The 23,397-nt window shown below is 50.6% G+C and carries 23 protein-coding genes; 17 read left to right on the forward strand and 6 right to left on the reverse strand.

The genetic code is table 11. The features are described from left to right. Nucleotides 1–228: 228 nt before the first annotated feature. The 3 genes from AC13H5_RS00440 (at nucleotide 229) to AC13H5_RS00450 (ending at nucleotide 2,823) form a co-directional block, all read left to right on the forward strand. Nucleotides 229–495, forward strand: coding sequence for a CD3324 family protein (locus tag AC13H5_RS00440; RefSeq protein ID WP_214797341.1), 267 nt, complete (start codon nucleotides 229–231; stop codon nucleotides 493–495). A gap of 132 nt (nucleotides 496–627) precedes the next feature. After that, a complete protein-coding gene (locus tag AC13H5_RS00445) occupies nucleotides 628–1,278 on the forward strand; it encodes a FusB/FusC family EF-G-binding protein (RefSeq protein WP_483546120.1) in 651 nt (216 codons plus the stop codon). A gap of 174 nt (nucleotides 1,279–1,452) precedes the next feature. Beyond that, nucleotides 1,453–2,823: an alkaline phosphatase gene (locus AC13H5_RS00450; RefSeq protein ID WP_483546121.1), complete on the forward strand. Its 1,371-nt coding sequence runs from the start codon at nucleotides 1,453–1,455 to the stop codon at nucleotides 2,821–2,823. A gap of 53 nt (nucleotides 2,824–2,876) precedes the next feature. On the opposite strand, the gene AC13H5_RS00455 is transcribed toward AC13H5_RS00450, so the two are convergent. Beyond that, complete coding sequence (locus AC13H5_RS00455) at nucleotides 2,877–3,320, reverse strand: hypothetical protein (RefSeq protein WP_215192615.1); 444 nt, start codon at nucleotides 3,318–3,320, stop codon at nucleotides 2,877–2,879. Nucleotides 3,321–3,423: 103 nt separating this feature from the next. Between AC13H5_RS00455 and AC13H5_RS00460 the strand changes: the two genes are divergently transcribed. The 4 genes from AC13H5_RS00460 to AC13H5_RS00475 all read left to right on the forward strand — a co-directional run bounded on the left by AC13H5_RS00460 (nucleotide 3,424) and on the right by AC13H5_RS00475 (nucleotide 7,600). Further along, nucleotides 3,424–3,918 (forward strand): LURP-one-related/scramblase family protein, encoded by a 495-nt coding sequence (locus tag AC13H5_RS00460; RefSeq protein ID WP_214797344.1) that lies wholly within the window; start codon nucleotides 3,424–3,426, stop codon nucleotides 3,916–3,918. 13 nt (nucleotides 3,919–3,931) lie between these two features. Further along, nucleotides 3,932–4,474 carry an NUDIX hydrolase gene (locus tag AC13H5_RS00465; protein ID WP_034780368.1) on the forward strand — a complete coding sequence of 181 codons (543 nt, stop codon included), beginning with the start codon at nucleotides 3,932–3,934 and terminating at the stop codon, nucleotides 4,472–4,474. Further along, nucleotides 4,446–5,018: a DUF1349 domain-containing protein gene (locus tag AC13H5_RS00470; protein WP_215190445.1), complete on the forward strand. Its 573-nt coding sequence runs from the start codon at nucleotides 4,446–4,448 to the stop codon at nucleotides 5,016–5,018. Before AC13H5_RS00465 ends, AC13H5_RS00470 begins: the two co-directional genes overlap by 29 nt. Nucleotides 5,019–5,209: 191 nt before the next feature. Then, nucleotides 5,210–7,600: a carbohydrate binding domain-containing protein gene (locus tag AC13H5_RS00475; RefSeq protein WP_483546122.1), complete on the forward strand. Its 2,391-nt coding sequence runs from the start codon at nucleotides 5,210–5,212 to the stop codon at nucleotides 7,598–7,600. Between the two features lie 47 nt (nucleotides 7,601–7,647). Here AC13H5_RS00475 and mprF read toward each other — a convergent pair whose 3' ends face one another. Then, on the reverse strand, nucleotides 7,648–10,146 hold the full coding sequence (gene mprF, locus AC13H5_RS00480; protein ID WP_483546123.1) for a bifunctional lysylphosphatidylglycerol flippase/synthetase MprF: 2,499 nt from the start codon (nucleotides 10,144–10,146) through the stop codon (nucleotides 7,648–7,650). Between the two features lie 209 nt (nucleotides 10,147–10,355). Here mprF and AC13H5_RS00485 point away from each other — a divergent pair, with 209 nt between their 5' ends. The 4 genes from AC13H5_RS00485 (at nucleotide 10,356) to AC13H5_RS00500 (ending at nucleotide 13,252) form a co-directional block, all read left to right on the forward strand. Then, complete coding sequence (locus tag AC13H5_RS00485; RefSeq protein WP_483546124.1) at nucleotides 10,356–10,943, forward strand: bifunctional transcriptional activator/DNA repair enzyme AdaA; 588 nt, start codon at nucleotides 10,356–10,358, stop codon at nucleotides 10,941–10,943. Continuing rightward, on the forward strand, nucleotides 10,900–11,799 hold the full coding sequence (locus AC13H5_RS00490) for a DNA-3-methyladenine glycosylase family protein (RefSeq protein ID WP_483546125.1): 900 nt from the start codon (nucleotides 10,900–10,902) through the stop codon (nucleotides 11,797–11,799). The genes AC13H5_RS00485 and AC13H5_RS00490 overlap by 44 nt, the downstream gene beginning before the upstream one ends. Continuing rightward, entirely contained in the window at nucleotides 11,786–12,298 is a 513-nt protein-coding gene (locus AC13H5_RS00495; protein WP_483546126.1) for a methylated-DNA--[protein]-cysteine S-methyltransferase, read from the forward strand. Before AC13H5_RS00490 ends, AC13H5_RS00495 begins: the two co-directional genes overlap by 14 nt. Nucleotides 12,299–12,388: 90 nt before the next feature. Continuing rightward, entirely contained in the window at nucleotides 12,389–13,252 is an 864-nt protein-coding gene (locus AC13H5_RS00500; protein ID WP_029596408.1) for a DegV family protein, read from the forward strand. 46 nt (nucleotides 13,253–13,298) lie between these two features. Here AC13H5_RS00500 and AC13H5_RS00505 read toward each other — a convergent pair whose 3' ends face one another. Then, entirely contained in the window at nucleotides 13,299–13,850 is a 552-nt protein-coding gene (locus AC13H5_RS00505; RefSeq protein ID WP_483546127.1) for a histidine phosphatase family protein, read from the reverse strand. A gap of 111 nt (nucleotides 13,851–13,961) precedes the next feature. On the opposite strand from AC13H5_RS00505, the gene AC13H5_RS00510 reads away from it, so the two are divergent. Beyond that, nucleotides 13,962–16,841, forward strand: a complete 2,880-nt coding sequence (locus AC13H5_RS00510; RefSeq protein WP_483546128.1) for a DEAD/DEAH box helicase — start codon at nucleotides 13,962–13,964, stop codon at nucleotides 16,839–16,841. 20 nt (nucleotides 16,842–16,861) lie between these two features. On the opposite strand, the gene AC13H5_RS00515 is transcribed toward AC13H5_RS00510, so the two are convergent. After that, on the reverse strand, nucleotides 16,862–17,275 hold the full coding sequence (locus tag AC13H5_RS00515; protein WP_214754526.1) for a (deoxy)nucleoside triphosphate pyrophosphohydrolase: 414 nt from the start codon (nucleotides 17,273–17,275) through the stop codon (nucleotides 16,862–16,864). A 224-nt stretch (nucleotides 17,276–17,499) separates the two neighbouring features. On the opposite strand from AC13H5_RS00515, the gene mqo reads away from it, so the two are divergent. Next, complete coding sequence (gene mqo / locus AC13H5_RS00520) at nucleotides 17,500–18,999, forward strand: malate dehydrogenase (quinone) (RefSeq protein WP_483546129.1); 1,500 nt, start codon at nucleotides 17,500–17,502, stop codon at nucleotides 18,997–18,999. An 89-nt stretch (nucleotides 19,000–19,088) separates the two neighbouring features. On the opposite strand, the gene AC13H5_RS00525 is transcribed toward mqo, so the two are convergent. Both AC13H5_RS00525 and AC13H5_RS00530 read right to left on the reverse strand, forming a co-directional pair. Further along, nucleotides 19,089–19,613 (reverse strand): CarD family transcriptional regulator, encoded by a 525-nt coding sequence (locus AC13H5_RS00525; protein ID WP_131472030.1) that lies wholly within the window; start codon nucleotides 19,611–19,613, stop codon nucleotides 19,089–19,091. A 106-nt stretch (nucleotides 19,614–19,719) separates the two neighbouring features. Continuing rightward, on the reverse strand, nucleotides 19,720–20,148 hold the full coding sequence (locus AC13H5_RS00530) for a MarR family winged helix-turn-helix transcriptional regulator (protein WP_483546130.1): 429 nt from the start codon (nucleotides 20,146–20,148) through the stop codon (nucleotides 19,720–19,722). Between the two features lie 135 nt (nucleotides 20,149–20,283). Between AC13H5_RS00530 and AC13H5_RS00535 the strand changes: the two genes are divergently transcribed. The 4 genes from AC13H5_RS00535 to AC13H5_RS00550 all read left to right on the forward strand — a co-directional run bounded on the left by AC13H5_RS00535 (nucleotide 20,284) and on the right by AC13H5_RS00550 (nucleotide 23,391). Next, nucleotides 20,284–21,030, forward strand: a complete 747-nt coding sequence (locus AC13H5_RS00535) for a hypothetical protein (protein ID WP_483546131.1) — start codon at nucleotides 20,284–20,286, stop codon at nucleotides 21,028–21,030. Between the two features lie 115 nt (nucleotides 21,031–21,145). Next, nucleotides 21,146–21,892: a methionine ABC transporter ATP-binding protein gene (locus AC13H5_RS00540; protein WP_483546132.1), complete on the forward strand. Its 747-nt coding sequence runs from the start codon at nucleotides 21,146–21,148 to the stop codon at nucleotides 21,890–21,892. Further along, nucleotides 21,885–22,547, forward strand: coding sequence for a methionine ABC transporter permease (locus AC13H5_RS00545; RefSeq protein ID WP_029596402.1), 663 nt, complete (start codon nucleotides 21,885–21,887; stop codon nucleotides 22,545–22,547). The genes AC13H5_RS00540 and AC13H5_RS00545 overlap by 8 nt, the downstream gene beginning before the upstream one ends. 25 nt (nucleotides 22,548–22,572) lie before the next feature. Continuing rightward, on the forward strand, nucleotides 22,573–23,391 hold the full coding sequence (locus AC13H5_RS00550) for a MetQ/NlpA family ABC transporter substrate-binding protein (protein WP_034780395.1): 819 nt from the start codon (nucleotides 22,573–22,575) through the stop codon (nucleotides 23,389–23,391). Nucleotides 23,392–23,397 lie beyond the last annotated feature (6 nt).

Consider the following 23,397-nt stretch of genomic DNA (forward strand, 5'->3'; position numbering starts at 1 on the left):
ACGAGCTATTCTGTATAATGAAGTCAACATCTTGTGATTGGAAAGGGGGGCGCATATACGTGGAAAATCGTTTGAGATTTTCTAAGTCTTCAATCACTCATGCAAAGCCAGTTGTCACAAAGGCGATCATTTGCATGGGGCAGAACGGTTAATTTGATCGCAATCTAGTCTTTTACAACAATGGCTTTGCTTCCTTATTGTCGGATTTTTTATAAGGAGCGAGCAGAGATGAAGTACGTAAATGCGCAACAGATTCTTCCAGAGAAGTTGCTTCAGGAAGTTCAACGATACGTCCAAGGGGAGACACTTTACGTTCCCCGGACCGGTCAAGACAAGAAGCGCTGGGGAACGGTCAGTGGTGGGAAACAGCTGCTTGAAAAACGGAATGAAGCGATTCGAACATCCTTTGCGAAGGGGACTCGGGTCGAGCAGTTGGCCGCTGACTATCATTTAGCGGTCACGACCATTCGGAAAATCGTCTACTCTTCACAGTAACTAGCGGTACAGCGCATTTTTTGCGACTGTACCGTTTTTGTATAGAACAGTTCTAATTCAAAGTCGGTACAATCGGGTCGTCCAAAATCCTTTACACTGAAAGGAGTCAGGATTGAGAAAGGATGACTGAATATGCAAGAGCGTTTTATTGAGAACCACCAATTTAATTTCATTCGAGAGCAAGTCGAGACGATTCGAGATAGTCGAAAGAAAAGTTTACCGTCTTCCGTGTTACAAGCCGTCATCGATTTGGCAAATGCCAAAATTGCTTTTCTGTTTCCTGAAGCGACACCAGCTCGGCTTGCCATGTTGGACGTATCAACGTTACAAACTGACGAAGCCTATGATGGGTTTATAGATGAGTTAAGACCTCACGTCCGGTCGTTTCCGCAAGTGTCGGTACAGCAAGTGAAAAAAATGTTTCCCAAACAGAAAAAACTGAGACTTCCAGACCGAGATGATCTCAATGTGAATCGGATATCTTATATGAGCTGGAACGACCTGCGCTCCAATCGGAAATATATCGTTTGCGAGAAGGATCATCAGCTCATAGGAATCGAGCTTAAGGCAAGCTCGAATGCGAAGAAAAATATTTGCGCCTTCTGTAACCAGTTGGCAGAAGTCTCGTACTGTGTCACCATCACAAAAGCGAAACAAGCGAAAAATCCTGACTATTATAAAGCGATTGGGACGTATATTTGTACAGACAGTGCCTCATGCAACGAGAACATGACGAATCTTGACGCCTTGATGACGTTCGTCGAAACGGCGTTAAAAGAGTAAACGGAGAATCGACCATGCGTCGATTCTTTTTTGTGGAGCTTAAAACCAAGCGCATTTTGTTGTCTTTACAAAACCTATACAGGATTGACTCGGTGTTGAAAAAGCTTCTTAACAAATTTCCTTTAGTCTACAAAAGTCTAGAAACGCAGTACATATTCGGGAGGGACTAAGGAAATGAAGAAATCGATGAAAAAAGTGATTCCATTGGCGGTCGTGTCGACACTTGCACTTGGTGGGCTGATTGGGATGCAACAAAATGAGGCCGAAGTACAGGCGAAAGAAGGAAAGAACGGCAAGGCGAAAAACGTCATCTTTATGATTGGGGACGGGATGGGTGTGCCGTACACGACGGCGCTTCGTTATATGAACGATACAGAAGGGGTAGATATGCCGCAGACGGCATTCGACCCTCACTTGGTCGGATTACAGTCGACGTATCCTGAAGATGAAGAAGAGAACGTGACGGACTCGGCGGCAGCGGCCACCGCGATGAGCGCCGGGGTGAAGACGTATAACAATGCCATCGCGGTCGATAACGATAAGACGGATGTGAAAACCGTCCTCGAGCAGGCAAAAGAGAACGGCATGTCGACGGGAATCGTCGCAACGTCTGAAATCACACACGCGACACCGGCCTCGTACGGTGCCCACGAAGAAGAGCGCAAGAGTGAGAACGCCATCGCTAACGATTATTATGATGATTTAATCAATGGGGAACATAAAATTGACGTCATGCTAGGCGGTGGGACCGAATTCTTCGAACGCTCGGACCGCAATATCGCGAAACAGTTTCAACAAGATGGATATAGCTATGTAAAATCGGCAGAAGAGATGAAGCAGGACAATAATGAACAAGTGCTCGGCTTGTTCGCCGAGGTCGGACTCGACAAGATGATCGACCGGGACGACAGCCAGCCGAGCCTGGCGGATATGACGACGTCGGCGCTCGATCGCTTAGAAGACGACGAAGATGGATTCTTCTTGATGGTCGAAGGCAGTCAAATAGACTGGGCTGGTCATGACAACGATGTCGTCGGTGCAATGAGTGAAATGAAAGACTTCGAGAACGCATTCAAAGTCGTTGAAGACTTTGCGAAAGAAAACGGGGAGACGTTGGTCATCGTCACGGCCGACCATTCGACCGGAGGCTTCTCGATCGGATCGGACGGGAACTATAACTGGGACCCGGCTGCGATTCAAGCTGCAAAACGGACGCCGGACTTCATGGCGAAACAGATTGAAGCAGGAAAAGATGTGGAAACTGTCTTGAATGAATGGATCGACCTCGACTTGACGGACGCTGAAATCAAATTGGTCCAGCAAGCTGCCGAGACGAAAGACGTGACGAAGATTGACAATGCGATTGAAAAAATCTTCGATACACGCTCAGGGACGGGCTGGACGACAGACGGTCATACCGGGGACGATGTGCCGGTCTATGCGTACGGTCCTCAAAAAGAGCAATTCACGGGCATGATTGATAATACGGATCAAGCCGCGCGCATTTTTGAGTTGTTGGAGAATCGTGGGAAAATCAAAAAATAAGAACGGATTTACAGACTGCGCGGTAGGTTGCCGCGTAGTCTTTTTGTTTGAATTCAGGTTGCATCTAGCGCCTTGACTGCGTGTCGTAATGTTTCCACTTCTTCGTTGTTCCAGCCAAATCGATCCACGGCATTGATGAACTGACGTGTCGCTTTGATGAGGGCATCTTTCAATTCCTCAAGCGATACAGTCCCCATAGGCGTCTTAGCATGACCATCTTCTAAAAAGGTGAGCTCAACTCCTGTGGCGGTCACCTTTGTAGCGGCTATCCGGATCGGGCCGTCCATGAATTGAAACGAGTATGTCTCATGCAATGGGGCGAATAAGAGGGCGCGGGCATTAGGAATCCACCAGTTTAAGACGACGGCGACGAAATCAGACCATCCTTGTCCCGGGAAATAAGCATAAGCATCGATGACAAAGGCAATATTGCCGATGATATGTGTCTCATAAGTTAAAGAGTCGAGATCCACTTCGATTGAAACTTGACTGTTCATAAAAACTCCTCTCAACGATCAGCACAGAAAAATACAATGAACTGAACCATAGTTGGGTAAATACTCGTATATATGGTATCACGACCAAATCGGAGGGATGACGATGAACACGCTCTACATGAAACAAAAGGTTTTCAGCCTGCGCGGACGTTTCACCATCAAGGATGCGGATGAGAACGATTTGTATTTCGTCGAAGGAAGCTTCATGAAGCTTCCGAAGTCGTTTACCATCTCGGACAAAGACGGCCATGAGATTACCACGATCACGAAAAAGACGTTCAGTTTCTTGCCGAAGTTCTATGTCGACGTCGAAGGCCAAGAGACGGTCACGATTTCGAAAGAGTTTACGTTATTCAAACCGCGTTATACGATTGATGCGGCCGGAATCGATGTGCAAGGCAACTGGTGGGACATGGACTTCCAAGTGATGCAGAACGGCCAAGTCATCGGCAGCGTCCAAAAGAAATGGTTGTCATGGGGTGACAGTTACGAGATTCAAGTGATGGACGAGACGATGGAGCACATGCTCATCTCAATCGTCGTCGCCATCGATTGTGCGAAGTCAGACCAAGCCGCAGGTGCTAGCGCGGCGACATAAAGGGGATGGAACGATGGAGTTTTGGGATGTGTATGATGTGGACCGCAAGAAGACCGGGCGGACGTGGCAGCGGGGCAACCGTCTCGAGAACGGCGATTATCATCTCGTCATCCACGTCTGCATTTTCAACAAGGACGGACAGATGTTGATTCAGCAGCGCCAACCGTTCAAAGACGGTTGGGCGAACATGTGGGACATCACCGTCGGTGGCAGCGCCACGGTAGGTGATACGAGCCAACAGGCGGCGATGCGCGAGCTCGAAGAAGAGATCGGGCTGAAAATCGATTTATCCCACACAAGGCCTCATTTGACGGTCAACTTTGACGAGGGGTTCGATGATATCTATCTTGTCGAGGCAGAAGTCGACCTCGACGAGTTGACGTTACAGGAATCAGAAGTGCAGGCCGTAAAGTGGGCGGATGAGGCGACGATTCTCGACATGATCCGTTCAGGTGAATTCATCCCGTATCACGAACCGATGATTCCATTGTTGTTCGCGATGCGAGGCCAGTGGGGAGGAATCAATCATGTGGCAGCAGTACACGTGGATCAATGAACCTAATGAAGTGAGCGCAGGTGAGAGCCTGACGTTCCAGACAGCACCAGACACCGACTTTTGGCGAAACACCCACTACGGATTCAACCGGATGACGGCGCACGCGTTGGTGACGGCCGTTTCGGCCGAGCGGTTCACGTGCCGGGCGACGATTGAGATGGGGCCGAGCCATACATATGACCAGGCCGGGATCCTGCTGTACGTTAACGACGACCATTGGCTCAAGACGTCCGTTGAATATATCCCGGACGGACCGTCACACCTCGGGGCCGTCGTTACATCCTTTGGCTATTCGGATTGGTCGACGCGTGATTTCCCGAACAAGGATATTCACGGACGGTTGACGTTCGAACTCGTCTATACAGATGGAGATGTTGAGGTGTTCTTCGAATACGAGGATGGTACGCGTGAACAGTTGCGGATTGCTCATCTCCATGACGTGTCGACGTTACGCGTCGGACCGTACGCTTGCAGTCCCGATACGGAGGCGCCTGGATTCAAAGTCACGATTTCAGATTGGACAGTCACGGAAGCATCGACTTGAGTCATGGGTCGATGCTTTTTTATGTCATTTTCATTTCACTTCAAGAAAATGGTTGAATCTAGGTATGGGAAAAATTTATAATGTAATTAACGAAAGCGCTTTCGGAAAGCGTTTTCAATTTGTACGTCACTTACAGAGGCAAGGTCGATTGCGTCGTCCCTGCCTTCATTCATGCCAAAGGAGGAAATGTAATGAAGAAATGGGTCGCACTTGCACTCGGGACCGGTCTTGTCTTGTCAGCCGCACAAGGCGCATCTGCCGAAAAACCGGAGAAAAAAGACAACACGAAATGGAAGCTCGTCTGGTCGGATGAGTTCAACCAATCAAAAATTGACCAAACGAAGTGGAATTTTGACACGGGGAACTGGTTGAAGGACCAAGACGGTACGCCGGTCACACCGGGTTGGGGAAACAATGAGAAGCAATTTTACACGGACAAAAACGAAAACGCTTTCGTAAAAAACGGGAACCTCGTCATCCGTGCAAAAAAAGAACAAGTGACAGACGAACTCGGGTCATACGATTACACGTCGGCGAAGTTGACGACCAAAGGCAAGTTCAGTCAAACGTATGGCCGCTATGAGATGCGGGCGAAGCTCCCGACTGGCAAAGGGCTATGGCCGGCGTTCTGGATGTTGCCAGAACAGGACCGCTACGGTGCCTGGGCCGCGTCTGGTGAAATCGACATCATGGAATCATGGGGCAGTCAGCCGGATAAGGTCGCCGGAACGATCCATTACGGCGAGAACTGGCCGAACAATAAATATACGGGTAAAGACTATCACTTTGAAGAAGGCGACGGCATCGACAAATGGCATACATATGCGGTCGAGTGGGAACCCGGCGAGTTGCGCTGGTACGTCGATGGGGAATTGTACCAGACTCAAAACGATTGGTACTCGAAAGGCTTGAACCAAGCGACAAAATATAGCTATCCGGCACCGTTCGATCAAAACTTCTATTTGATTATGAACTTGGCCGTCGGCGGCTGGTTTGATGGAGACGTCGATGCGACGACACCATTCCCGGCCGAGATGAAAGTCGATTATGTCCGCGTCTTCGATTTGAAAAACCGCGACTATCGCGAAGCGGTCGAACCGGTGTATACGGATGAAACAATCGTGCTTCCGGACGGAGCGAAACAACCGACTGAAGACGGCAATCTCGTCTACGATCAAGATTACACTGAGCCAATCACGACCGTGACGAACGGTTCGCAGGCGCTCGACCCTGTGAATTGGAACTATGTGGCGTTACCCGATTTTGGTGGGGCCGGATCCATCGACGTGATTGAGCAGGCAGGTTCACGCTTCGCGGATATCTCGATCACGCAAGCCGGCAGTCAGCCTTACTCGCACCAATTGATTCAAAACGTGTCACTCGGCAAAGGCGGTCACTATAAAGTGACGTTCGATGCGAGTGCCGACTCGGCCCGTTCGATTGCTGTCAAAGTCGGCGGCGGACCAGACCGCGGTTACGCCAAGTATTCGGATGAAGGCTCGTTCGATTTGACGACCGACGTCAAGACGTACTCGATGACGTTCGACATGACAGAAGACACAGATCTCGCGGCACGCCTCGAGTTCAACGTCGGACTCAGCACGGCAGGCGTTCAAATCGGGAACGTCCGCGTCGAACAGACACCGCGTGAAGCACTCGACCCGAACGCGACGAAACCGGCGCTCGGAGACGGGAACCACGTCTATAACGGCACGTTCGACCAAGGGGCGATGGACCGGTTGACGTACTGGCAGTTCGACCCAGGCGCGACGAAAGGGACAGGCACAGTTGACGAGGAAGCCCGTCATTTTGAGTTCGTCACGAACAAGAAAAAAGGCCAACCGGCGACACTCGTCCAAAACGGCATTCAATTGACAGAAGGCCGTGAGTACGTGCTCCGCTTCAACGCCAAGTCAGAACGCATCAAATCGCTTCAAGTCAGCTTGAACGGATTGGACGGAGACGCGTATCTCCCGCTCCAAGACGTGTCGTTGACGCGTAAGTTCAAAGCAATCGAGATTCCATTCACGATGGGACAAGAGACGGACTTGTTGAGCCAACTCCAATTTGTCCTCGGCTCTGCCAAAGGCACAATCACACTCGATGATGTGCAATTAATCGATGTGACACCGATTGAGGTCGATTCTTCACCGCTCAAGAACGGTTCGTTCAAAGAAGGGTTGACGCATTGGGGCTCGTACGTCCACTTTGACGCCCAAGCGGCGGTCGAAGCGGTGAACGAGGCAGCTCAGTTATCAATCACGCAAGAAGGACAAGAGCCATGGAGCGTGCTCATGGAGCAAGGCGGCCTCGAGTTGCATGCAGGTCAAACGTACGTCGTACGCTTTGATGCTTCGTCGACAGTGGCCCGCAACATGGAAGTGACGATCGAGAACGCGGCATATACACGTTACTTGAGCGAAATCGTCCAAGTAACTCCTGAGACGAACACATATGAGTTCGAGTTTGTTATGGGCCAGACGGACATGACAGCAATGAAATTCTTGCTCGGCCGCACGGACGGCTCGCCGCTCGGCGCGCACGATGTGACGATCGACAACGTCAGCGTGACTGTAAAATAATCGAAAATAAGAGCGCCTCGCATGCATGCGAGACGCTCTTTTTGCGTTTAAGACTCTCGTTTTCGACTGATCAGCCGTGCTGTACGCATCAAGGATGGGAGCAACTTCCGTCGCTTGCGGATGGCCAAATATCTGGCTTCCCACGTCGGTTTGAACTTGTGTTTGAACTGACGGAGTCCACTGAACGGATAGATGTAACTGATGTTCTCGAAGATGTCGGCCGCAATTCGCTCCGGCCAGTACGCGAACGGTTGCTCACCGACCGAGGCGAGCGGTGCCATGCCGAGACCGACGTGGGCGTAGTCATTGGCCCGAGCCCACTCGATCACATGCAGAATCAGCACTTCGATCGATCCGGGCAGGGCGTCACCGTGAGAGCGCATCAAATCGATGGAGACGGTATCACTGCCGCGGAGCAACGTGATGAAGGCGACGACTTGTCCCGTCTCGTCACGAAGGAGGGCGACCGGATAGTGAAGCAAGGCCTGCCCGTTGAAGAAGCCGAGCGAGAACCCTTTCTCGCTTCGATTGCCGAGCCAATCATCCGAGATGCCGCGCAGTGACGCAATCAGCTCGGGCGACGGGTCCATGACGATGTCGGCCGTGTAGCCCCGCTTCGTGAATTGATTATGGAGCGAGCGCATGTTGGCGCGCTTTTTACCAGTGAGCGAAAACGTGACGACGTCGACCGTCGCCTCTTCACCGAGTTTGAAGAACGTGAAACCGGCGTCGTGCAGGCGCGGCATCCAGTCCGGGGTGACTTGATAAAAGAGCGGGATATAGCCGAGCCGGTCCGTCTCTTCGATAAAGGCGAGCAATAGGTGTGACGCGGCGTCTCGCGCTCCTTGCACATCCCCGAGGACGATGGCGTGATTGCCAGATACGGCGAACAAGAGACACGCCTCGTCGTCCGGCCCATAATAGACGAGTTTGTCGTTCATATAGGCCAAGTCGAACGCGCTCGTCGTCGCATGCGTGGCTTGAAACGCCACGAAGCGGGACGGTTCGAACGACGTGCCGAGCTTTGGACGTTTCAACCGGTTGAACAGCGTGAAGATGCCGATCAACAGCAGTCCGGACAAGACGACGGCGGCGAGGCTCAAGCCGGCGGCAGCTTCCGGGTCGAAGAAAATCGTGTCGGTCTGACTGAACGACTGCAGCAGGAACGCATGCGTACCGACGTAGAGGCCGACATAGGCGACGTTGCGGACGAAACGGCTGACGGTCACGATGGAGCGATAGCGTTTGTGCTGGGTCCGGGTCAACCAAACGAACAAGGCGAACCCGCCGACGACGAACGCTTCAAACAGATTGAAGCCGCGCGCGATGACACCGATACTGGCAATGAAAACTGCGACCCCGACGAGCCAGAGCACACGCTTCGTCCGAATGTACATCCCGAACGTGGTCAGTAGCGTCAACAGACCGGCCGTGAACAGCGCGAGCGTGCCGACCCACTGTAACCAGAGGGCGGTCGAATAGAGCGGTGACACGCTCGGTAACAGCGTCTGGAACCACAAGACGAGGCTCGTCATCAACGCAATCAGGCTTCCGGCGAGCCGTCCGGTCTTGGCGAGTGTGCGCGACACGATGCGCCAGACGACGGTCCCGATTTCATAGGACGACCCGATGATCGGTTTATACTCGATCTGTTTGACGACCTGGTCCCCGAAGACGAGGGCCGCCAAGAACAGGCCGATCATGAACGGGACGATGAAGTAGACGAAGCGATAGACGATCAAAGAAGATAAGACGATCTCTTGGTCGATGCCGAGCTGGGTCATCCCGACGAGGTATAATAGATCAAACGAACCGACACCACCCGGGACGAGCGAGACGACCCCGACGATGGTCGCGACGATGAAGACGCCCATCATGGCCGCGAGCGGTGCTTCGCCTCCGAGCAAATGCAGGGCATACAAGGCGACGAGTCCGGCGGTCACCCATTCGGCGAGCGACGTCGCGATATAGCCGAGCAATGTCGACCAATCTAAGTTCGAACGCTTCCGCGTCACATAGATATAGAGCGGTAGGACGGCGAGTGTCGCGAGGAGCACGGGCCAAATCCATTGTTTCGTTTCGGTGAGCGCGCTAGCTGGGAAGAGCCCGAGTAGCACGCCTGCGGCAAGCAACGACAAGCCGCTGATGAGCGTCGGGGTCATCCAACCGATGGCTCGGAGCAACCGCAACGTGTCCGTATACGGTCGATACAGCGACGTCCGGAGCGCGATGCCGATGACACCGCCAAACCCGATCATGCCGTTCATCGCGTTAGTGATCCATGCCGCGCGAAGCAGCTTCGAGAGCGGGATATGGACGTCGAGCGAGCGCAGTAAAAAGTAGTCGTATCCGGTCATCGTCAAGACGGCGACGAGGCCAAGTCCGATCAAGGCGATTTGTTCAAAGCCCGTCAACGCCTCTAACGTTTGAAACGCCGCGGCGAGCGACAGGTTTTGGAGCTCCTGGCCGCTCTGATAAAGAATCAATCCAATCAATAGGAATGGAAGCAACCATTTCAGTTGTTTCCAGGAAAATCGCTTTTGCATCGTATGTACTCCTTCTGACAAACTATCGAAATCTTGATTAGCTAAAGTGTACTCAATTGAGTCGTGTAATCATAGTACGAGTCAGAGGGGGAGACGGATTCAAAATAAATGAGATTCTTGAATCGTGGGAATGTAGACTGTAAGGGCAAGAAACAGGACGAGTGAACGAAAATCAATCTGATACAGTGGAACAAAGGGGGTGGACTGAGATGCTGACGTTTGAAGAGAAGTGGGAGAAAGTGCTCGCCTGTGATGCGGCGTATGACGGACAGTTTTATACCGCGGTCAAGACGACCGGGGTTTACTGTCGGCCCTCGTGCCGCTCGCGAAAGCCAAAGCGGGAGAATGTCGATTTTTATGAGACGAAAGCGGAAGTGGAGTCGTTCGGTTTTCGGCCGTGCAAACGATGTCAGCCCGAGGTCGACCGTAGTCCGGCGAGCGCGCTCGTCCATGACGTGACGGCGTTCGTGCTCACGCATTACAAACGGCCGCTCAAGCTTGAGGAGATTGCCGAGCACGTCAGCTTGAGCCCGTTCTACGTCGAGCGGACGTTCACGCAAGCGACGGGCGAGACGCCGCGCCGTCTGCTCGAAAAGGTTCGCATCGACAAGGCGGCCCATCTGTTGCGGACGACGGACATGAGCAATCTCGCCATCTGTTATGAGGTCGGCTTTCAAACCCCATCCAACTTTTATCGCGTCTTCCGACGGCTCAAGGGTTGTTCACCGAGCATGTATCGAAAGGGGGGAGCCGATGAGTCGCTCATCGTTCGAGATTCACGTCACCGCTCCGTTTGATTTTCAGCAATGTCTACAGTTTTTGCGACGCTCAAACGATGAAGTAATGCATGTCGCCCGTGAAACGTCCGTCTCGAAGCTGTTCGACGTCGACGGACGGTTGCTGCTAGGGGACATCATGGAGACGTCCCAAGGGCTCGTCATCGGCTTCCCGGAAGACGACATCACGAGCTTAGAACAGGAACACGTGGAGCGATACGTCCGCGACTGGTTCGACCTCGACCAAGACGTCGCGGCGTTCGTGCGAATGGCCGAGACGGATGAACTGTTGCGTCCGCTCGTCCGAGAGTACGAGGGGCTGCGTCTGATCGGGTTCCCGGACTTGTTCGAGGCGCTCACATGGGCCGTCATCGGTCAACAGATTACACTCTCGTTCGCCTACACGCTGAAACGACGGTTCGTCGAGCAGTATGGACCATCCCGGAAGGTGGACGGCGTGACATACTGGGCCTTCCCAAATCCTGAGACGATCGCGCTGCTCGATCCGAGTGAACTGAGACCGCTCCAATTCAGCACCCGAAAAGCAGAATATATCATCGGCATCGCCCAGGAGATGACGGACGGACGATTGTCGAAACAGCAGTTACGCAGCGAGTCACCCGACGTGATGCATGAACGGTTGTTAAGCTTACGCGGTGTCGGGGAGTGGACGGCCGCGTATGTCCGGATGAAGTGTTTCCAAGATCCGACGGCGTTCCCGGTTGCGGACGCTGGTCTGCATCAGGCGTTGAAGCATCACCTCGGGCGAAACGACAAATTGACGGCAGACGAAGTGAGGCAGTACGGGGAACGCTTTGCCGGGTGGGAAGCGTACGCCACATTCTATTTATGGAGGTCATTGTATGGAGACGTATAGACTGGACTATGTGAGTCCGATTGGAATTCTGGAGATGGTCGGGACAGAGACGGCCATCCGCTCCATCCTGTTCGTTGAACGTACTGACGTCTGCTTTGAAGCGGATGAGACGACGCCGGACGTGTTGAATACGTGTTACCGAGAAATCGAGGAGTATTTCAACGGACGTCGCCAATCGTTCACGTTCCCGTATGAGGTACAGGGGACGGTGTTTCAACAGGACGTGTGGCAGGCGCTGGTCATGATTCCATACGCCGAGACGACCTCGTATCGCGAACTGGCCGTGATACTCGGACGGGACCGTGCTGTGCGTGCCGTCGGTAGCGCCAACGGGCGAAACCGATTGAGCATCGTCCTCCCGTGCCATCGCGTCATCGGATCGAACGGGACGTTGACGGGCTATGCGGGCGGCCTCTGGCGAAAGGAATGGCTGCTTCGACACGAGCAAACAAACGCATATCCGAGCCTGGCAAAAAAACATCTACCCCTCCATATCTGATACAATGGAGAAGTCCTATCGTGACGTCTGAATCGACGTAGTGGTCTAGGACGATTCTCGTCATTTAAGGGCGATTATTTGGAGGGTACCATGATAAAATTACTAGCAGATTCAACTTGTGATTTATCCGATGAGATTTTAGCAAAATATGAGATTGGCGTCGCGCCGCTCATCATCACGATTGACAATAAATCGTATGAGGACCGTGTCGACATCCAGCCCGATGAGTTTTACGGAATGTTGGAAGCGCTACCGGAATTCCCGACGACGGGGATGCCGAGCCCAGCGACATTTATGAAGCTGATGGAAGAGGCCGTTGAGAGCGGACATGACGAGATTCTTTGCATCTGTATGTCGAGCGGGACGAGCGGATCGTATCAATCGGCCGTGCTCGGAAAAGAATACTTCGAAGAGGCGCATCCCGATTCGACGGTGAAGATTCATATCGTCGACTCACGTTCGATGAGCCACGGGAGCGGCTGGTTGTTAATGAAGAGCGCCCAGATGCGTGAAGCTGGGGCGACGTTCGAGGAGCTCGTCGACTTCAACGAGAAGTACAAGCTGAAAGTGAAGCACTTCTTGTCGGTCGACGACTTGGACCACTTGATTAAAAGCGGTCGCATCTCGAACGCGAGCGCGATTATCGGCAAGCTGTTGATGGTCAAGCCGATCATGAGCATGAAGAACGGCAAAGGGGCCATCGTCGCCAAAGAGCGCGGAACGCGTAAAGTGCTCAAGCACTATACGGACGAGTTCATCAAACGCTGCGACAAGGACATCACCAACTTCGTCATCATCGGCTATACGTCGGATCAAAAGATTGCCGAGAACTTGAAGGCGAAGATTCAAGCTGAATCCGATTTCAAGGGCGAGATTTACCTTATGCAGATGGGCGTCTCGGTCGGGACACACGTCGGGCTCGGAGCCATCTCAATGTTCTTCGTAGAGAAATAAAACGAAAGCCGTCTCATCTGCGAGACGGCTTTTTCTGTGGATAACGTTATCCACAGGCAGGGACGGACCAGGCACGTTCCACAGACCAAGAGTTATCCACAATTTTAAGGCAATAGACATCGGGATTGCCGAGTGTGCGCCACGTGTCGAAGTCGAAGCGGTTATCCACATGTTGAAGAAGTAGCGCAAGCAGGTTGCCGTGTGTCACGAGGACGGTCGTGCCGTTTACGTCGTCGAGTGAAGTGATGACGCTCAAAATCCGGTCCGTCGCATCTTGACCTGACTCGGCACCTGGCACACGGAACGAGGCATCGGTGAACGAATGACGGAGCAACTCGAACCAATCGTCGCGCGGTTCGAGCGAGAGGATGCGTTCGCGCAACTTCGGCTCCGTCTCGATGGTCAGCTGTTTGGACGTGGCGAGTGGTGCAATCGAGGCGATGGCTCGCGTATAGTCGCTCGAGATGATGCGTTCGACGGGAATGTCTCGAAAGAAGTCAGCGAGGGCGAGTGCTTGTTGTTCGCCGGCTTCAGTGAGTGGGGCGTCCGGCTCTTGGCCAGTCGCCGAGCAATGACGGATGAGATAGAACGTAGACATAAAGTTCCTCCTTGATCATTTTTATGCAGAAGATAATAATGAAATATATGTAAAATAAAATACTGGTATTGAAATTATTTGAATTTAGTATAAATCATGTTGGAGGTACATATGACTCATTTTACAGAACAACTCAAAAATTCGTTAGAAAAGGGGTTCATTGATAAGCATCATCATCACGTGAGTCCATTTAAACCTGAGTTATTAATGAATGAAAAACATAAACGACAAGATGTACTCACTTCGCTTCTAGACGAACTAAAGGGATGCCAATCTTTCTTATTCTCTGTTGCGTTTATTACGGAAGCTGGCTTAGCTACGTTAAAATCTACGCTTTCCGACTTACATGACAAAGGTATCCGTGGAAAAATCATGACCTCAACGTACCAATACTTTAATCAACCTAAAGTCTTTAAAGAACTATTAAAACTGAAGAATGTAGATATTCGCATTTCAGAAGTTGAGGCATTCCACTCTAAGGGATACATTTTTCAACACGAAGAGTACTACTCATTAATTGTTGGAAGCTCTAATTTGACGTCTGGAGCGTTAAAGACAAATTACGAGTGGAATCTGAAGTTGACCTCTCACGAGAATGGAGAAATTGTCGGACACTTCCTCGATCAGTTTGAAGAAATGTGGAGTGTTTCAGTTCCATTGACACTTGAATGGATTTCAGCTTACGAACGTTCGTATCGTCCAGTCTTCGGAGAACGTGTAGCTGAATTTCCAGACTCGTATGGAGTCAATCGATTAAAAGAAGCGTTACAGGTAGAACCTAATTCGATGCAACTAGCAGCTTTAAATGGAATCGAGGCCGTTCGTGCGCATGGAAATACAAGAGCGCTCGTCGTATCAGCGACGGGCACGGGAAAAACATATTTAGCCGCTTTTGATGTTCGTCGCTATCGACCGAAGCGAATGCTATTCGTAGTGCATCGCGAACAGATTTTGCAAAAAGCAAAGAATGATTTTCATCGAGTCATTGGTGGTGATGAAAGTGATTTTGGTATCCTGTCAGGTTCGAGCCGAGCAATGGGGGCTAGGTATGTCTTTGCAACGATCCAAACAATTTCTAAACAAGAAACATTAGATCAGTTTGACCGAGACGCATTTGACTACGTATTGATTGATGAGAGTCACCGAGCAGGAGCGGTTACATATCAACGAATTATAGAACATTTCACACCACAATTTTTATTAGGAATGACAGCAACTCCTGAACGTTCAGACGGATATGATTTATTTAAGTTGTTTAATTACAACATTGCATATGAGATTCGGTTACAAGAAGCGCTTGAAGAGGACATGTTGTGTCCTTTCCACTATTTTGGAGTGACAGATCTTGAAGTGAGTGGAAATCAAGTTGAGTTTGATGTATTCACTCAGCTCGTGTCAGAGGAGCGTGTAGAACGGATTATCGAGAAGATTGATTACTATGGTTTTTCTGGAGAGCGTTTATGTGGTTTGATGTTCTGTAGTTCAAAACGAGAAGCGAAACGACTTTCTGAGGAATTGAATCATCGAGGTTTTAGAACATGTGCTTTAACGGGAGATGATTCGCAAGAAAAGAGACGAGTTGAAGTTACTAATTTGGAAGAGGGTCGTCTAGATTACATTTTAACAGTTGATATATTCAACGAAGGTATTGATATTCCAAGCATTAATCAAGTCGTCATGTTGCGACAGACAGAATCAAGTATTATTTTTATTCAACAACTAGGACGGGGATTAAGAAAACACAGCTCAAAACAATACGTGACCGTTATCGATTTCATTGCTAACTATAAAAATAACTATTTGATTCCAATCGCTTTATCCGGAGACCGCTCTCAAAATAAAGATTCGATTCGGAGAAAAGTGATCGATCGTAGCTATATTTCTGGTACGTCGACTATTAATTTTGAAGCCATCGCAAAAGAACGAATTTACGAATCGATTAATCAAGCAAAACTAACGGACTTAAAAGTGTTAAAAGAGGCTTATCACAATTTGAAAAACCGTTTAGGCCGACCTCCGATGCTAAGTGATTTTGTTGAACATTATTCAATGGATCCAATTGTTATTGGAACAAAGAAGGGTCATTACGGTGCCTTTTTGAATATAGTGGAGCCTGATCTCCCTGATCTTCCTTCCATTCATTCGAAAGTTCTGTTGATGGTGACCCAAGAGTTATTATCAGGAAAACGAGTACATGAGGCATTGTTAATGCAATTTCTGTTGGAGCAGGAAAGTTTGAACAAACAAGATTTTATTCATCGCTTGCGTGAGCAGGGCATACGAAGTGATAAAGCTACCATTCACTCTTTAGAAAACGTATTATCACTAAACTTCTTTAAAGATGCTGATCGATTGAAGTATGGAGGACACGCCTTAATTTCTTGGGAAGGTGAGGTGTATAGATTCTCATCTCATATGCACTCTTTATTAAAAGATGAATGGTTCACTCAGCTGTTTAAAGATGTATTAACAGCTTCCTTAGCTAGAGGTCAACGATACGATCAAACAAAACCATTAACCCGACTTGAAAAGTACACGAGGAAAGATGCTTGCCGCCTATTAAATTGGGATAAAGAAGAACAATCGACGATGTATGGCTACAAAATAAAACATCAAACTTGTCCGATTTTTGTCACATATCATAAGGGTGAAGACGTTGAAGCTAGCGTCAATTATGGAGACTCCTTTATTAATCCAGAAGTGTTTCATTGGTATACGAGAAGCAGAAGAACGACAAAATCGGAAGAAGTACGTAAAATCATTGAAGCACAGGAAAGAGAAATCGATATTCATCTCTTTGTGAAAAAGGATGATGATGAAGGCGGAGATTTCTACTATTTGGGGGAAGTCAAACCGGATCGCGAATCTGTTCAAGATACGACAATGCTGAATCAAGACGGACAGGAATTGTCTGTTGTTACGATGAACTTACTCCTCCAAGAACGTGTCGATCAACAAATTTACGACTATTTACACGAACAAACACATTAATAAAAGCCGAGACGTGAGGGTTACACGTTCTCGGCTTTTGTCTTTTGATTAATGACATCGTTGACAGCAGGAATATCTGCTGGGGCCCACAATAAGGAATGTAAATTGTCGCGTTTCAACCAAATTAATGCATCGTGTTCTGTCGCAATCGGCGTTCCTGATTTTAACTCAGCACGCAATGAAATCAATTGAATGATGAACGTTTCATATTCGTGGACATGTTCATTAATCACTTCGTGTGCCGTGATTTCACAAGCTAATTCTTCAGAAATCTCACGTTCAAGTGCTTCTTGCAAATTCTCACCGTCTTCAACTTTTCCACCAGGAAACTCCCACATGTTTGGAATCAACATATTCGTTGAGCGAAGGGCGCAGAGAATTTCTTGATTTTCATTTTCAATCACTGCTGCAACTACTTTTACTTTCTTTTTCATTATAGCTACCTCATTCTCTTAAGTATCGATTGTATTCATCATAACATCTCTAGTTCCCGCGAGATGACTTCGTTAGAATCTCTAAAAGTTTTCCGTACTTAACCCTTATCAAACATCACAAAAGCGTTATAATCAATATAACAATTATAAACGGGGCGAGTCGGCGAATGGGGATTTACCGAATCGTCTCATACACAAATCCAGGGGAGAAGGATGGGGTTTTCATGAGCAGTGTTCAAAAGAGAACAGACGTCATTTTGATTGGTGCCGGTATCATGAGTGCGACGCTCGGGTCGCTTTTTAAAGAGCTCGTACCAGAGTGGGAAGTCAAAGTTTTTGAGAAGCTCGAAAGTGCAGGGGAAGAGAGTTCGAACGAATGGAATAACGCCGGGACGGGACATGCCGCCCTCTGTGAGTTGAACTATACGACTGAGAAGCCAGATGGCACGCTCGATATCTCGAAAGCGATCAACGTGAACGAGCAGTTCCAAATCTCGCGTCAGTTTTGGGCGCATCTCGTCAATAAAGGTTTGATTCAAAATCCGGAAGCGTTCATCCGTTCGATTCCACATATGAGTATGGTCCAAGGCGAGAACGATGTCCGCTTTTTGAAAAAACGTTTGGAAGCGCTAACAAATAATCCGTTGTTTGAAGGAATGGTTTTATCGGATGACCCGGAACAACTCCGTGACTGGATGCCGATCGTCATGGAAGGACGTTCCGTCGATGAGCCGATCGCGGCGACGAAAATCGATTCAGGTACTGATGTCAACTTCGGTGCGCTCACACGGATGCTGTTTGATCATTTGACCGGCCAAGGTGTCGAGGTCAATTACAAGCATAGCGTCGAGGACGTCAAACGGTTGGCGAACGGATTGTGGGAAGTGAAAGTGAAAGACATCGAGGCGAACACAATCGAGACGCACACGGCGCCGTTCTTATTTATCGGTGGCGGTGGCGGTAGCCTGCCACTCCTCCAGAAGACAGGCATTCCGGAGTCGAAGCACATCGGCGGATTCCCGGTCAGCGGTCTGTTCCTCGTCTGTAAGAACCGTGACGTTATCGAACAGCACAACGCGAAAGTATACGGCAAAGCGAAAGTCGGCGCGCCGCCGATGTCGGTGCCACATCTCGACACGCGCTTCATCGAAGGGCGCAAAGAGTTGCTGTTCGGACCGTTCGCCGGCTTTACGCCGAAGTTCTTGAAGACGGGCTCGAACCTCGACCTCATTCAATCGGTCAAACCATACAACGTCGTAACGATGCTCGCGGCCGGGGCGAAAGAGATGCCGCTCACAAAATATTTGATTGAACAGGTGCTCTTGTCGCATGACAAACGAATGGACGAGCTCCGCGAATTCATCCCAACGGCGAAGAACGAGGAGTGGGAAATCGTCGTCGCCGGACAACGAGTCCAAGTCATCAAAGATACGCCGGACGGCAAAGGGACGCTCCAGTTCGGAACGGAAGTCGTCAGCGCCGAAGACGGATCGGTCGCAGCACTACTCGGTGCGTCACCGGGTGCCTCGACGGCCGTGCACGTCATGTTAAAAGTGCTCGAGCAGTGTTTCCCGAACCGGATGCCGGAATGGGAACCGAAAATCAAAGAGATGGTGCCGTCTTATGGCGTCTCACTCTCCGATCACCCGGAACTGTTCAAGACGATTCACGAATCGACAGCGATGGCGCTCGGCTTGAAAGAGAAAGGCGTCGTCCACAATTAAGCGAGTACAGGCGAGGATATGTTCATATTCTCGCTTTTTCTTTTTGATTTTTGCATAAAAAAAAGACCTCTTCGCACGGAAGGGGCCAATCAAGTAGTGGCGACAGGTTCTTCGCTCAAATAAGCAGCAATTTGTTGATCGATAATTTCTTCCGACAATTCAAGCGCGAGCGAAAGTTCTTTCACGAGGATCGTTTTAGCGTTCTCTAGAATCTTACGGTCCTGTTCATATAACTTCTTGTTCAACAAGATAGCTTCGCTTTGGCGGCGAGCAAGCGTGTTGATGACTTGAGCGATGTCGTGACGGTTACCCGAGTGCACGACGTTCAAGAATTCGCGATTGCGGTTGTTCGGATGGGGATTCCATTCGACACCCGGCGAGCGGAACGATTCAAGGATCTCTTTTGCTTCTTTGGCTTCAAGGAGCGTCAACATCATCACTTTATCACTATCGACGGGGATACTGATTTGTAACTTCTGTGCGTTGTTGATGGGATGGAGCGTATAGTACGACTTCGTCTCACCCGCGACCGTCATGTCGGAAATGTCGTCAATGCGGCAAACTCCGTGGGTCGAATAGATGATTAAATCACCAGTTTTGAACAAATCGATCACCTCTTCCTTTCATCAAGTATAGTAGTTCATGACACGAAATGTCAACTCGGTTGACATTTGAGGTGAGATATGACACAAAAAAATCCCTCCCAATCGTTAGGAGAGATTACAATTTCCAGTCGGCTTTCAACAACATTTTCAGTTGTCGGAACGCGTCGTCACCGAGTGAATCGGCTATTTTTTGTTCGAGTTCGGCTTTCAGTGCCTCGTTCTGTTCGTAGCAACGGACCCCGAGCTCGGTCAGCTCGATACATTTATCTTTTCGGCTCGTCGGGTGATCGGTCACCGTGACGAGTTCTTTCGCTTTCAAGTTCTTGATGAGCTTATGAATCGCTTGGCGGGAGATGTGGACGTTGCGTGTCACTTCGGCAATGGTCGGCTTCGTCTTATAGATGCGGGCGAGCACGTACCATTCGGAGTTGGAGATGTAGATATCGTGTTGCTCGTTCCAAGCCCGTTCGCTGATGCGACGGATTTGGTCGTGACGCTCGCTTAGGAGATCGAGGAGTCGTGTCGTCGGTTCTGTTGGAGTCAAATTGGTCACTCCTATTCGTTTTTGTCGTTCCTAACTATACAAAAGCCGATGTGTCGCGTCAATGCGCAAACGAGATCGTCATCCTCCGATAAGATTTACTGATTTAGGGAACAGAAAAACAGAGGAGGGACTTTCATGCCGACACGTACTGACTTGTTTCAACGCTATAAACAACATATTCTCGAACTGCCCGACCTGGAGGAAGCGACACTGAAGAGTGAACCGTTCTTACTCGAGGAGGACCCGAACAAACAACTTACAATCTATTACGCTCCGTTCGAATACGTTAACCCGCAGGCCAAAGTCGTCATCGCCGGGATTACACCAGGACTGTATCAAATGCGGCAATCGTTCGAGGCAATCCGCGATTTGGCGGACGCGCCAGACGAGGAGGCGCTCCGAGCCGTCAAACAACGGGGCAGTTTCTCGGGACCAATCCGCAAGAACTTGGTGACGATGCTCGACGACTTGGAGTTGCATCACCACCTCGGTCTCCCGACGACGCTCGACTTGTTCGGCGAGGCGAACCATCTCGTTCAGAACACGGCGGTGCTACCGTATCCGGTCTTCTATAAAGGGAAGAACTACAACGGGTCGAGTCCAGACATGTTGAAGACGGACTTGTTCCGGTCTTATGTCGAAGGAGGTTTCGCCGACGAAATGGCCGTCCTCGAGGACGCCCTCATCTTGCCGATGGGGATTAACGTCCGTCGGGCCGTCGAGACGCTCGTCGACAAGGGCATTATCGCGCCAGAACGCGTCGTGAGCGGATTTCCCCATCCATCAGGGGGGAACGGCCATCGGCATCGAATCTTTGCCGAAAATCGTGAATCGATGCGGCGCCATATCGCTGACCATTTCAAACAGCACCCGTTAAAGTGAACCGCCCCGTGCGGTTCTTTTTTTTGTGAAGCACCTCACCTGACAAGTTTGCTTTAGTTCGCTAAAATGGGGTACGAGGTTGACCCAGTTTTCCCATAAGAGAAAGGAACCGTCTATGATCACGTTAACGAATGTCAGCAAACAGTTCGGCCGCGACTTAGCCGTCCGTGACGTCTCGCTTCAGATCGAGCGGGGTGAGGTATATGGCATCATCGGCGCGAGCGGGGCCGGTAAGTCGACGTTGCTCCGGTTGATGAACCTGCTCGAGACACCGGACGCGGGGCAAGTCACGGTCGATGGGGACGAATTGACGAGCTTATCGAGTCGACAGCTACGCGAGAAGCGCCACGTCATCGGCATGATTTTCCAACAGTTCAATCTCGTCGCGAACAAGAGCGTCTATGACAACGTGGCAGCCTCGCTGAAATTGGCCGGTCGACCGCGCTCGACGCATGAGGCCCGGGTGCTCGAGTGCCTTCGTTTCGTCGGGCTCGAGTCGTTCAAAGACAAGTATCCGGCGCAACTAAGCGGTGGTCAAAAACAGCGCGTCGCTATCGCCCGGGCACTCGCGAACGAACCGCACGTCTTGTTATGTGATGAGCCGACGTCGTCGCTCGACCCGAACACGACGGCCGAAGTGCTCGGCGTGTTGAAGTCGATTAACGAGCGGCTCGGCGTCACCATCGTCATCGTGACGCATGAGATGGACGTCATCAAACAAGTGTGCGACCGCGTGACCGTCATGACGGACGGTTCGGTGTATGAGACGATTGACGTCATTCCGAGTGGGGTCGCAGACATCGACGACAATCCGTCCTGGTTCGTCGATCAACTGAAGAAGGCAGGTGAACCACATGCCTGAGGTGCTCCTGCAATATCAGACTGAGATTTGGCAATCGATTGGGGAGACGTTCATCATGGTCGGCGTCTCGATTCTCGCGGCCGTCCTCCTCGGTCTGCCGCTCGGGACGTGGCTCTATTTGTCACGAAAAGGACAACTGCTCGAGAATCGGGCCGTCTTCTCCGTGCTCAACTTGATCGTCAATATCGTCCGCTCGTTCCCGTTCCTATTACTCGTCGTGTTTTTGATTCCATTTACGCGGCTCATCATCGGAACGGCCATCGGGACGGCGGCGGCAACCGTGCCGCTCGCCATCATCGCCATCGCCCATTACTCGCGACTCGTCGAGCAGTCACTCCTTGACGTCCCGCGCGGCGTCGTCGAGGCGGCCGTGTCGATGGGGGCGTCCATCAAAGACGTCATCTTCAAGTTCTTATACGTCGAGGCCCGTTCCGGTCTCGTCCTCGGGCTGACGACGTCAATCATTAGCTTCATCTCGTACTCGACCATCATGGGGGTGGTCGGGGGCGGTGGCATCGGCGATTTTGCCATCCGCTACGGTTATCAACAGTTCAAGACGGAGCTGATGATGTACATGATTTTGATCATGCTCGTCTTCGTCCAGATGATTCAGTTCACCGGTACGACGGTGGCTCGGCTCATCGACAAACGCTAATTACCTACAGAAAGAAGGAAAATTTATGAAAAAATTAATGGCGCTTTTCGCCTCACTCACACTCGTCCTCGCGGCGTGTGGGAACGATTCAGAAACGAACACGACGGAAGCCCCGTCAAACGAGCCGCAGACGCTCAAAGTCGCATCGCTCATCCCACCGATGACGGATATGCTTGAAATCGCGAAAGAGCAACTCGCAGAAGACAACATCGAGCTCGAAATCGTCGTCCTCGGTGACAACGTCCAACCGAACACGGCGCTCGCAGCAAAAGAAGTCGACGCGAACTTCTTCCAACACGTCCCGTACATGGAAGAGTTCAACCGCAGCAATGACGCCAACCTCGTCCCAATCGAACCGATTTACTTCGCCAACTACGGTGTCTACTCGAAAGAGTATGACAACATGGACGACATCCCGGAAGGCGCGACCATCGCCATCGCGAACGACGTGTCGAACATCGATCGCTCGCTCTCATTGCTCGCGCAACACGATGTGATCGAGCTCGGTGAGAAGAACGGTTCGTATTACACGCAAGCCGATATCACAGAAAACTCAAAGAACCTCAAGTTCGAGGAAGTCGATTTGCTCATGCTCGCGCGTGCGTATGACGACGTCGATGCGGTCCTCATGACGCCAGCTTACGCGGCTCCACTCGGCTTGACGCCGAAGAGCGATGCTCTCTTGACGGAAGGTGTCGAGAACGACTTCGCCATCACGCTTGTTGCTCGTGAAGACAACAAAGATGAAGAAGCGATCCAGAAACTCGGCGAAGCACTCACAAGTGACGAAGTCCGCGCGTTCTTGGAAGAGAATTACGAAGAAACGGCGATTCCGGCGTTTTAACGAGAA

The organism is Exiguobacterium sp. FD-YE-25-4, assembly GCF_057004685.1.

What these genes read in the sequence shown, in the direction of transcription:
- AC13H5_RS00440 (WP_214797341.1), top strand. Translation starts at nt 229, where the DNA reads ATGAAGTACGTAAATGCGCAACAGATTCTTCCAGAGAAGTTGCTTCAG.
- AC13H5_RS00445 (WP_483546120.1), top strand. Translation starts at nt 628, where the DNA reads ATGCAAGAGCGTTTTATTGAGAACCACCAATTTAATTTCATTCGAGAG.
- AC13H5_RS00450 (WP_483546121.1), top strand. Translation starts at nt 1,453, where the DNA reads ATGAAGAAATCGATGAAAAAAGTGATTCCATTGGCGGTCGTGTCGACA.
- AC13H5_RS00455 (WP_215192615.1), bottom strand. Translation starts at nt 3,320, where the DNA reads ATGAACAGTCAAGTTTCAATCGAAGTGGATCTCGACTCTTTAACTTAT.
- AC13H5_RS00460 (WP_214797344.1), top strand. Translation starts at nt 3,424, where the DNA reads ATGAACACGCTCTACATGAAACAAAAGGTTTTCAGCCTGCGCGGACGT.
- AC13H5_RS00465 (WP_034780368.1), top strand. Translation starts at nt 3,932, where the DNA reads ATGGAGTTTTGGGATGTGTATGATGTGGACCGCAAGAAGACCGGGCGG.
- AC13H5_RS00470 (WP_215190445.1), top strand. Translation starts at nt 4,446, where the DNA reads ATGTGGCAGCAGTACACGTGGATCAATGAACCTAATGAAGTGAGCGCA.
- AC13H5_RS00475 (WP_483546122.1), top strand. Translation starts at nt 5,210, where the DNA reads ATGAAGAAATGGGTCGCACTTGCACTCGGGACCGGTCTTGTCTTGTCA.
- mprF (WP_483546123.1), bottom strand. Translation starts at nt 10,146, where the DNA reads ATGCAAAAGCGATTTTCCTGGAAACAACTGAAATGGTTGCTTCCATTC.
- AC13H5_RS00485 (WP_483546124.1), top strand. Translation starts at nt 10,356, where the DNA reads ATGCTGACGTTTGAAGAGAAGTGGGAGAAAGTGCTCGCCTGTGATGCG.
- AC13H5_RS00490 (WP_483546125.1), top strand. Translation starts at nt 10,900, where the DNA reads ATGAGTCGCTCATCGTTCGAGATTCACGTCACCGCTCCGTTTGATTTT.
- AC13H5_RS00495 (WP_483546126.1), top strand. Translation starts at nt 11,786, where the DNA reads ATGGAGACGTATAGACTGGACTATGTGAGTCCGATTGGAATTCTGGAG.
- AC13H5_RS00500 (WP_029596408.1), top strand. Translation starts at nt 12,389, where the DNA reads ATGATAAAATTACTAGCAGATTCAACTTGTGATTTATCCGATGAGATT.
- AC13H5_RS00505 (WP_483546127.1), bottom strand. Translation starts at nt 13,850, where the DNA reads ATGTCTACGTTCTATCTCATCCGTCATTGCTCGGCGACTGGCCAAGAG.
- AC13H5_RS00510 (WP_483546128.1), top strand. Translation starts at nt 13,962, where the DNA reads ATGACTCATTTTACAGAACAACTCAAAAATTCGTTAGAAAAGGGGTTC.
- AC13H5_RS00515 (WP_214754526.1), bottom strand. Translation starts at nt 17,275, where the DNA reads ATGAAAAAGAAAGTAAAAGTAGTTGCAGCAGTGATTGAAAATGAAAAT.
- mqo (WP_483546129.1), top strand. Translation starts at nt 17,500, where the DNA reads ATGAGCAGTGTTCAAAAGAGAACAGACGTCATTTTGATTGGTGCCGGT.
- AC13H5_RS00535 (WP_483546131.1), top strand. Translation starts at nt 20,284, where the DNA reads ATGCCGACACGTACTGACTTGTTTCAACGCTATAAACAACATATTCTC.
- AC13H5_RS00540 (WP_483546132.1), top strand. Translation starts at nt 21,146, where the DNA reads ATGATCACGTTAACGAATGTCAGCAAACAGTTCGGCCGCGACTTAGCC.
- AC13H5_RS00545 (WP_029596402.1), top strand. Translation starts at nt 21,885, where the DNA reads ATGCCTGAGGTGCTCCTGCAATATCAGACTGAGATTTGGCAATCGATT.
- AC13H5_RS00550 (WP_034780395.1), top strand. Translation starts at nt 22,573, where the DNA reads ATGAAAAAATTAATGGCGCTTTTCGCCTCACTCACACTCGTCCTCGCG.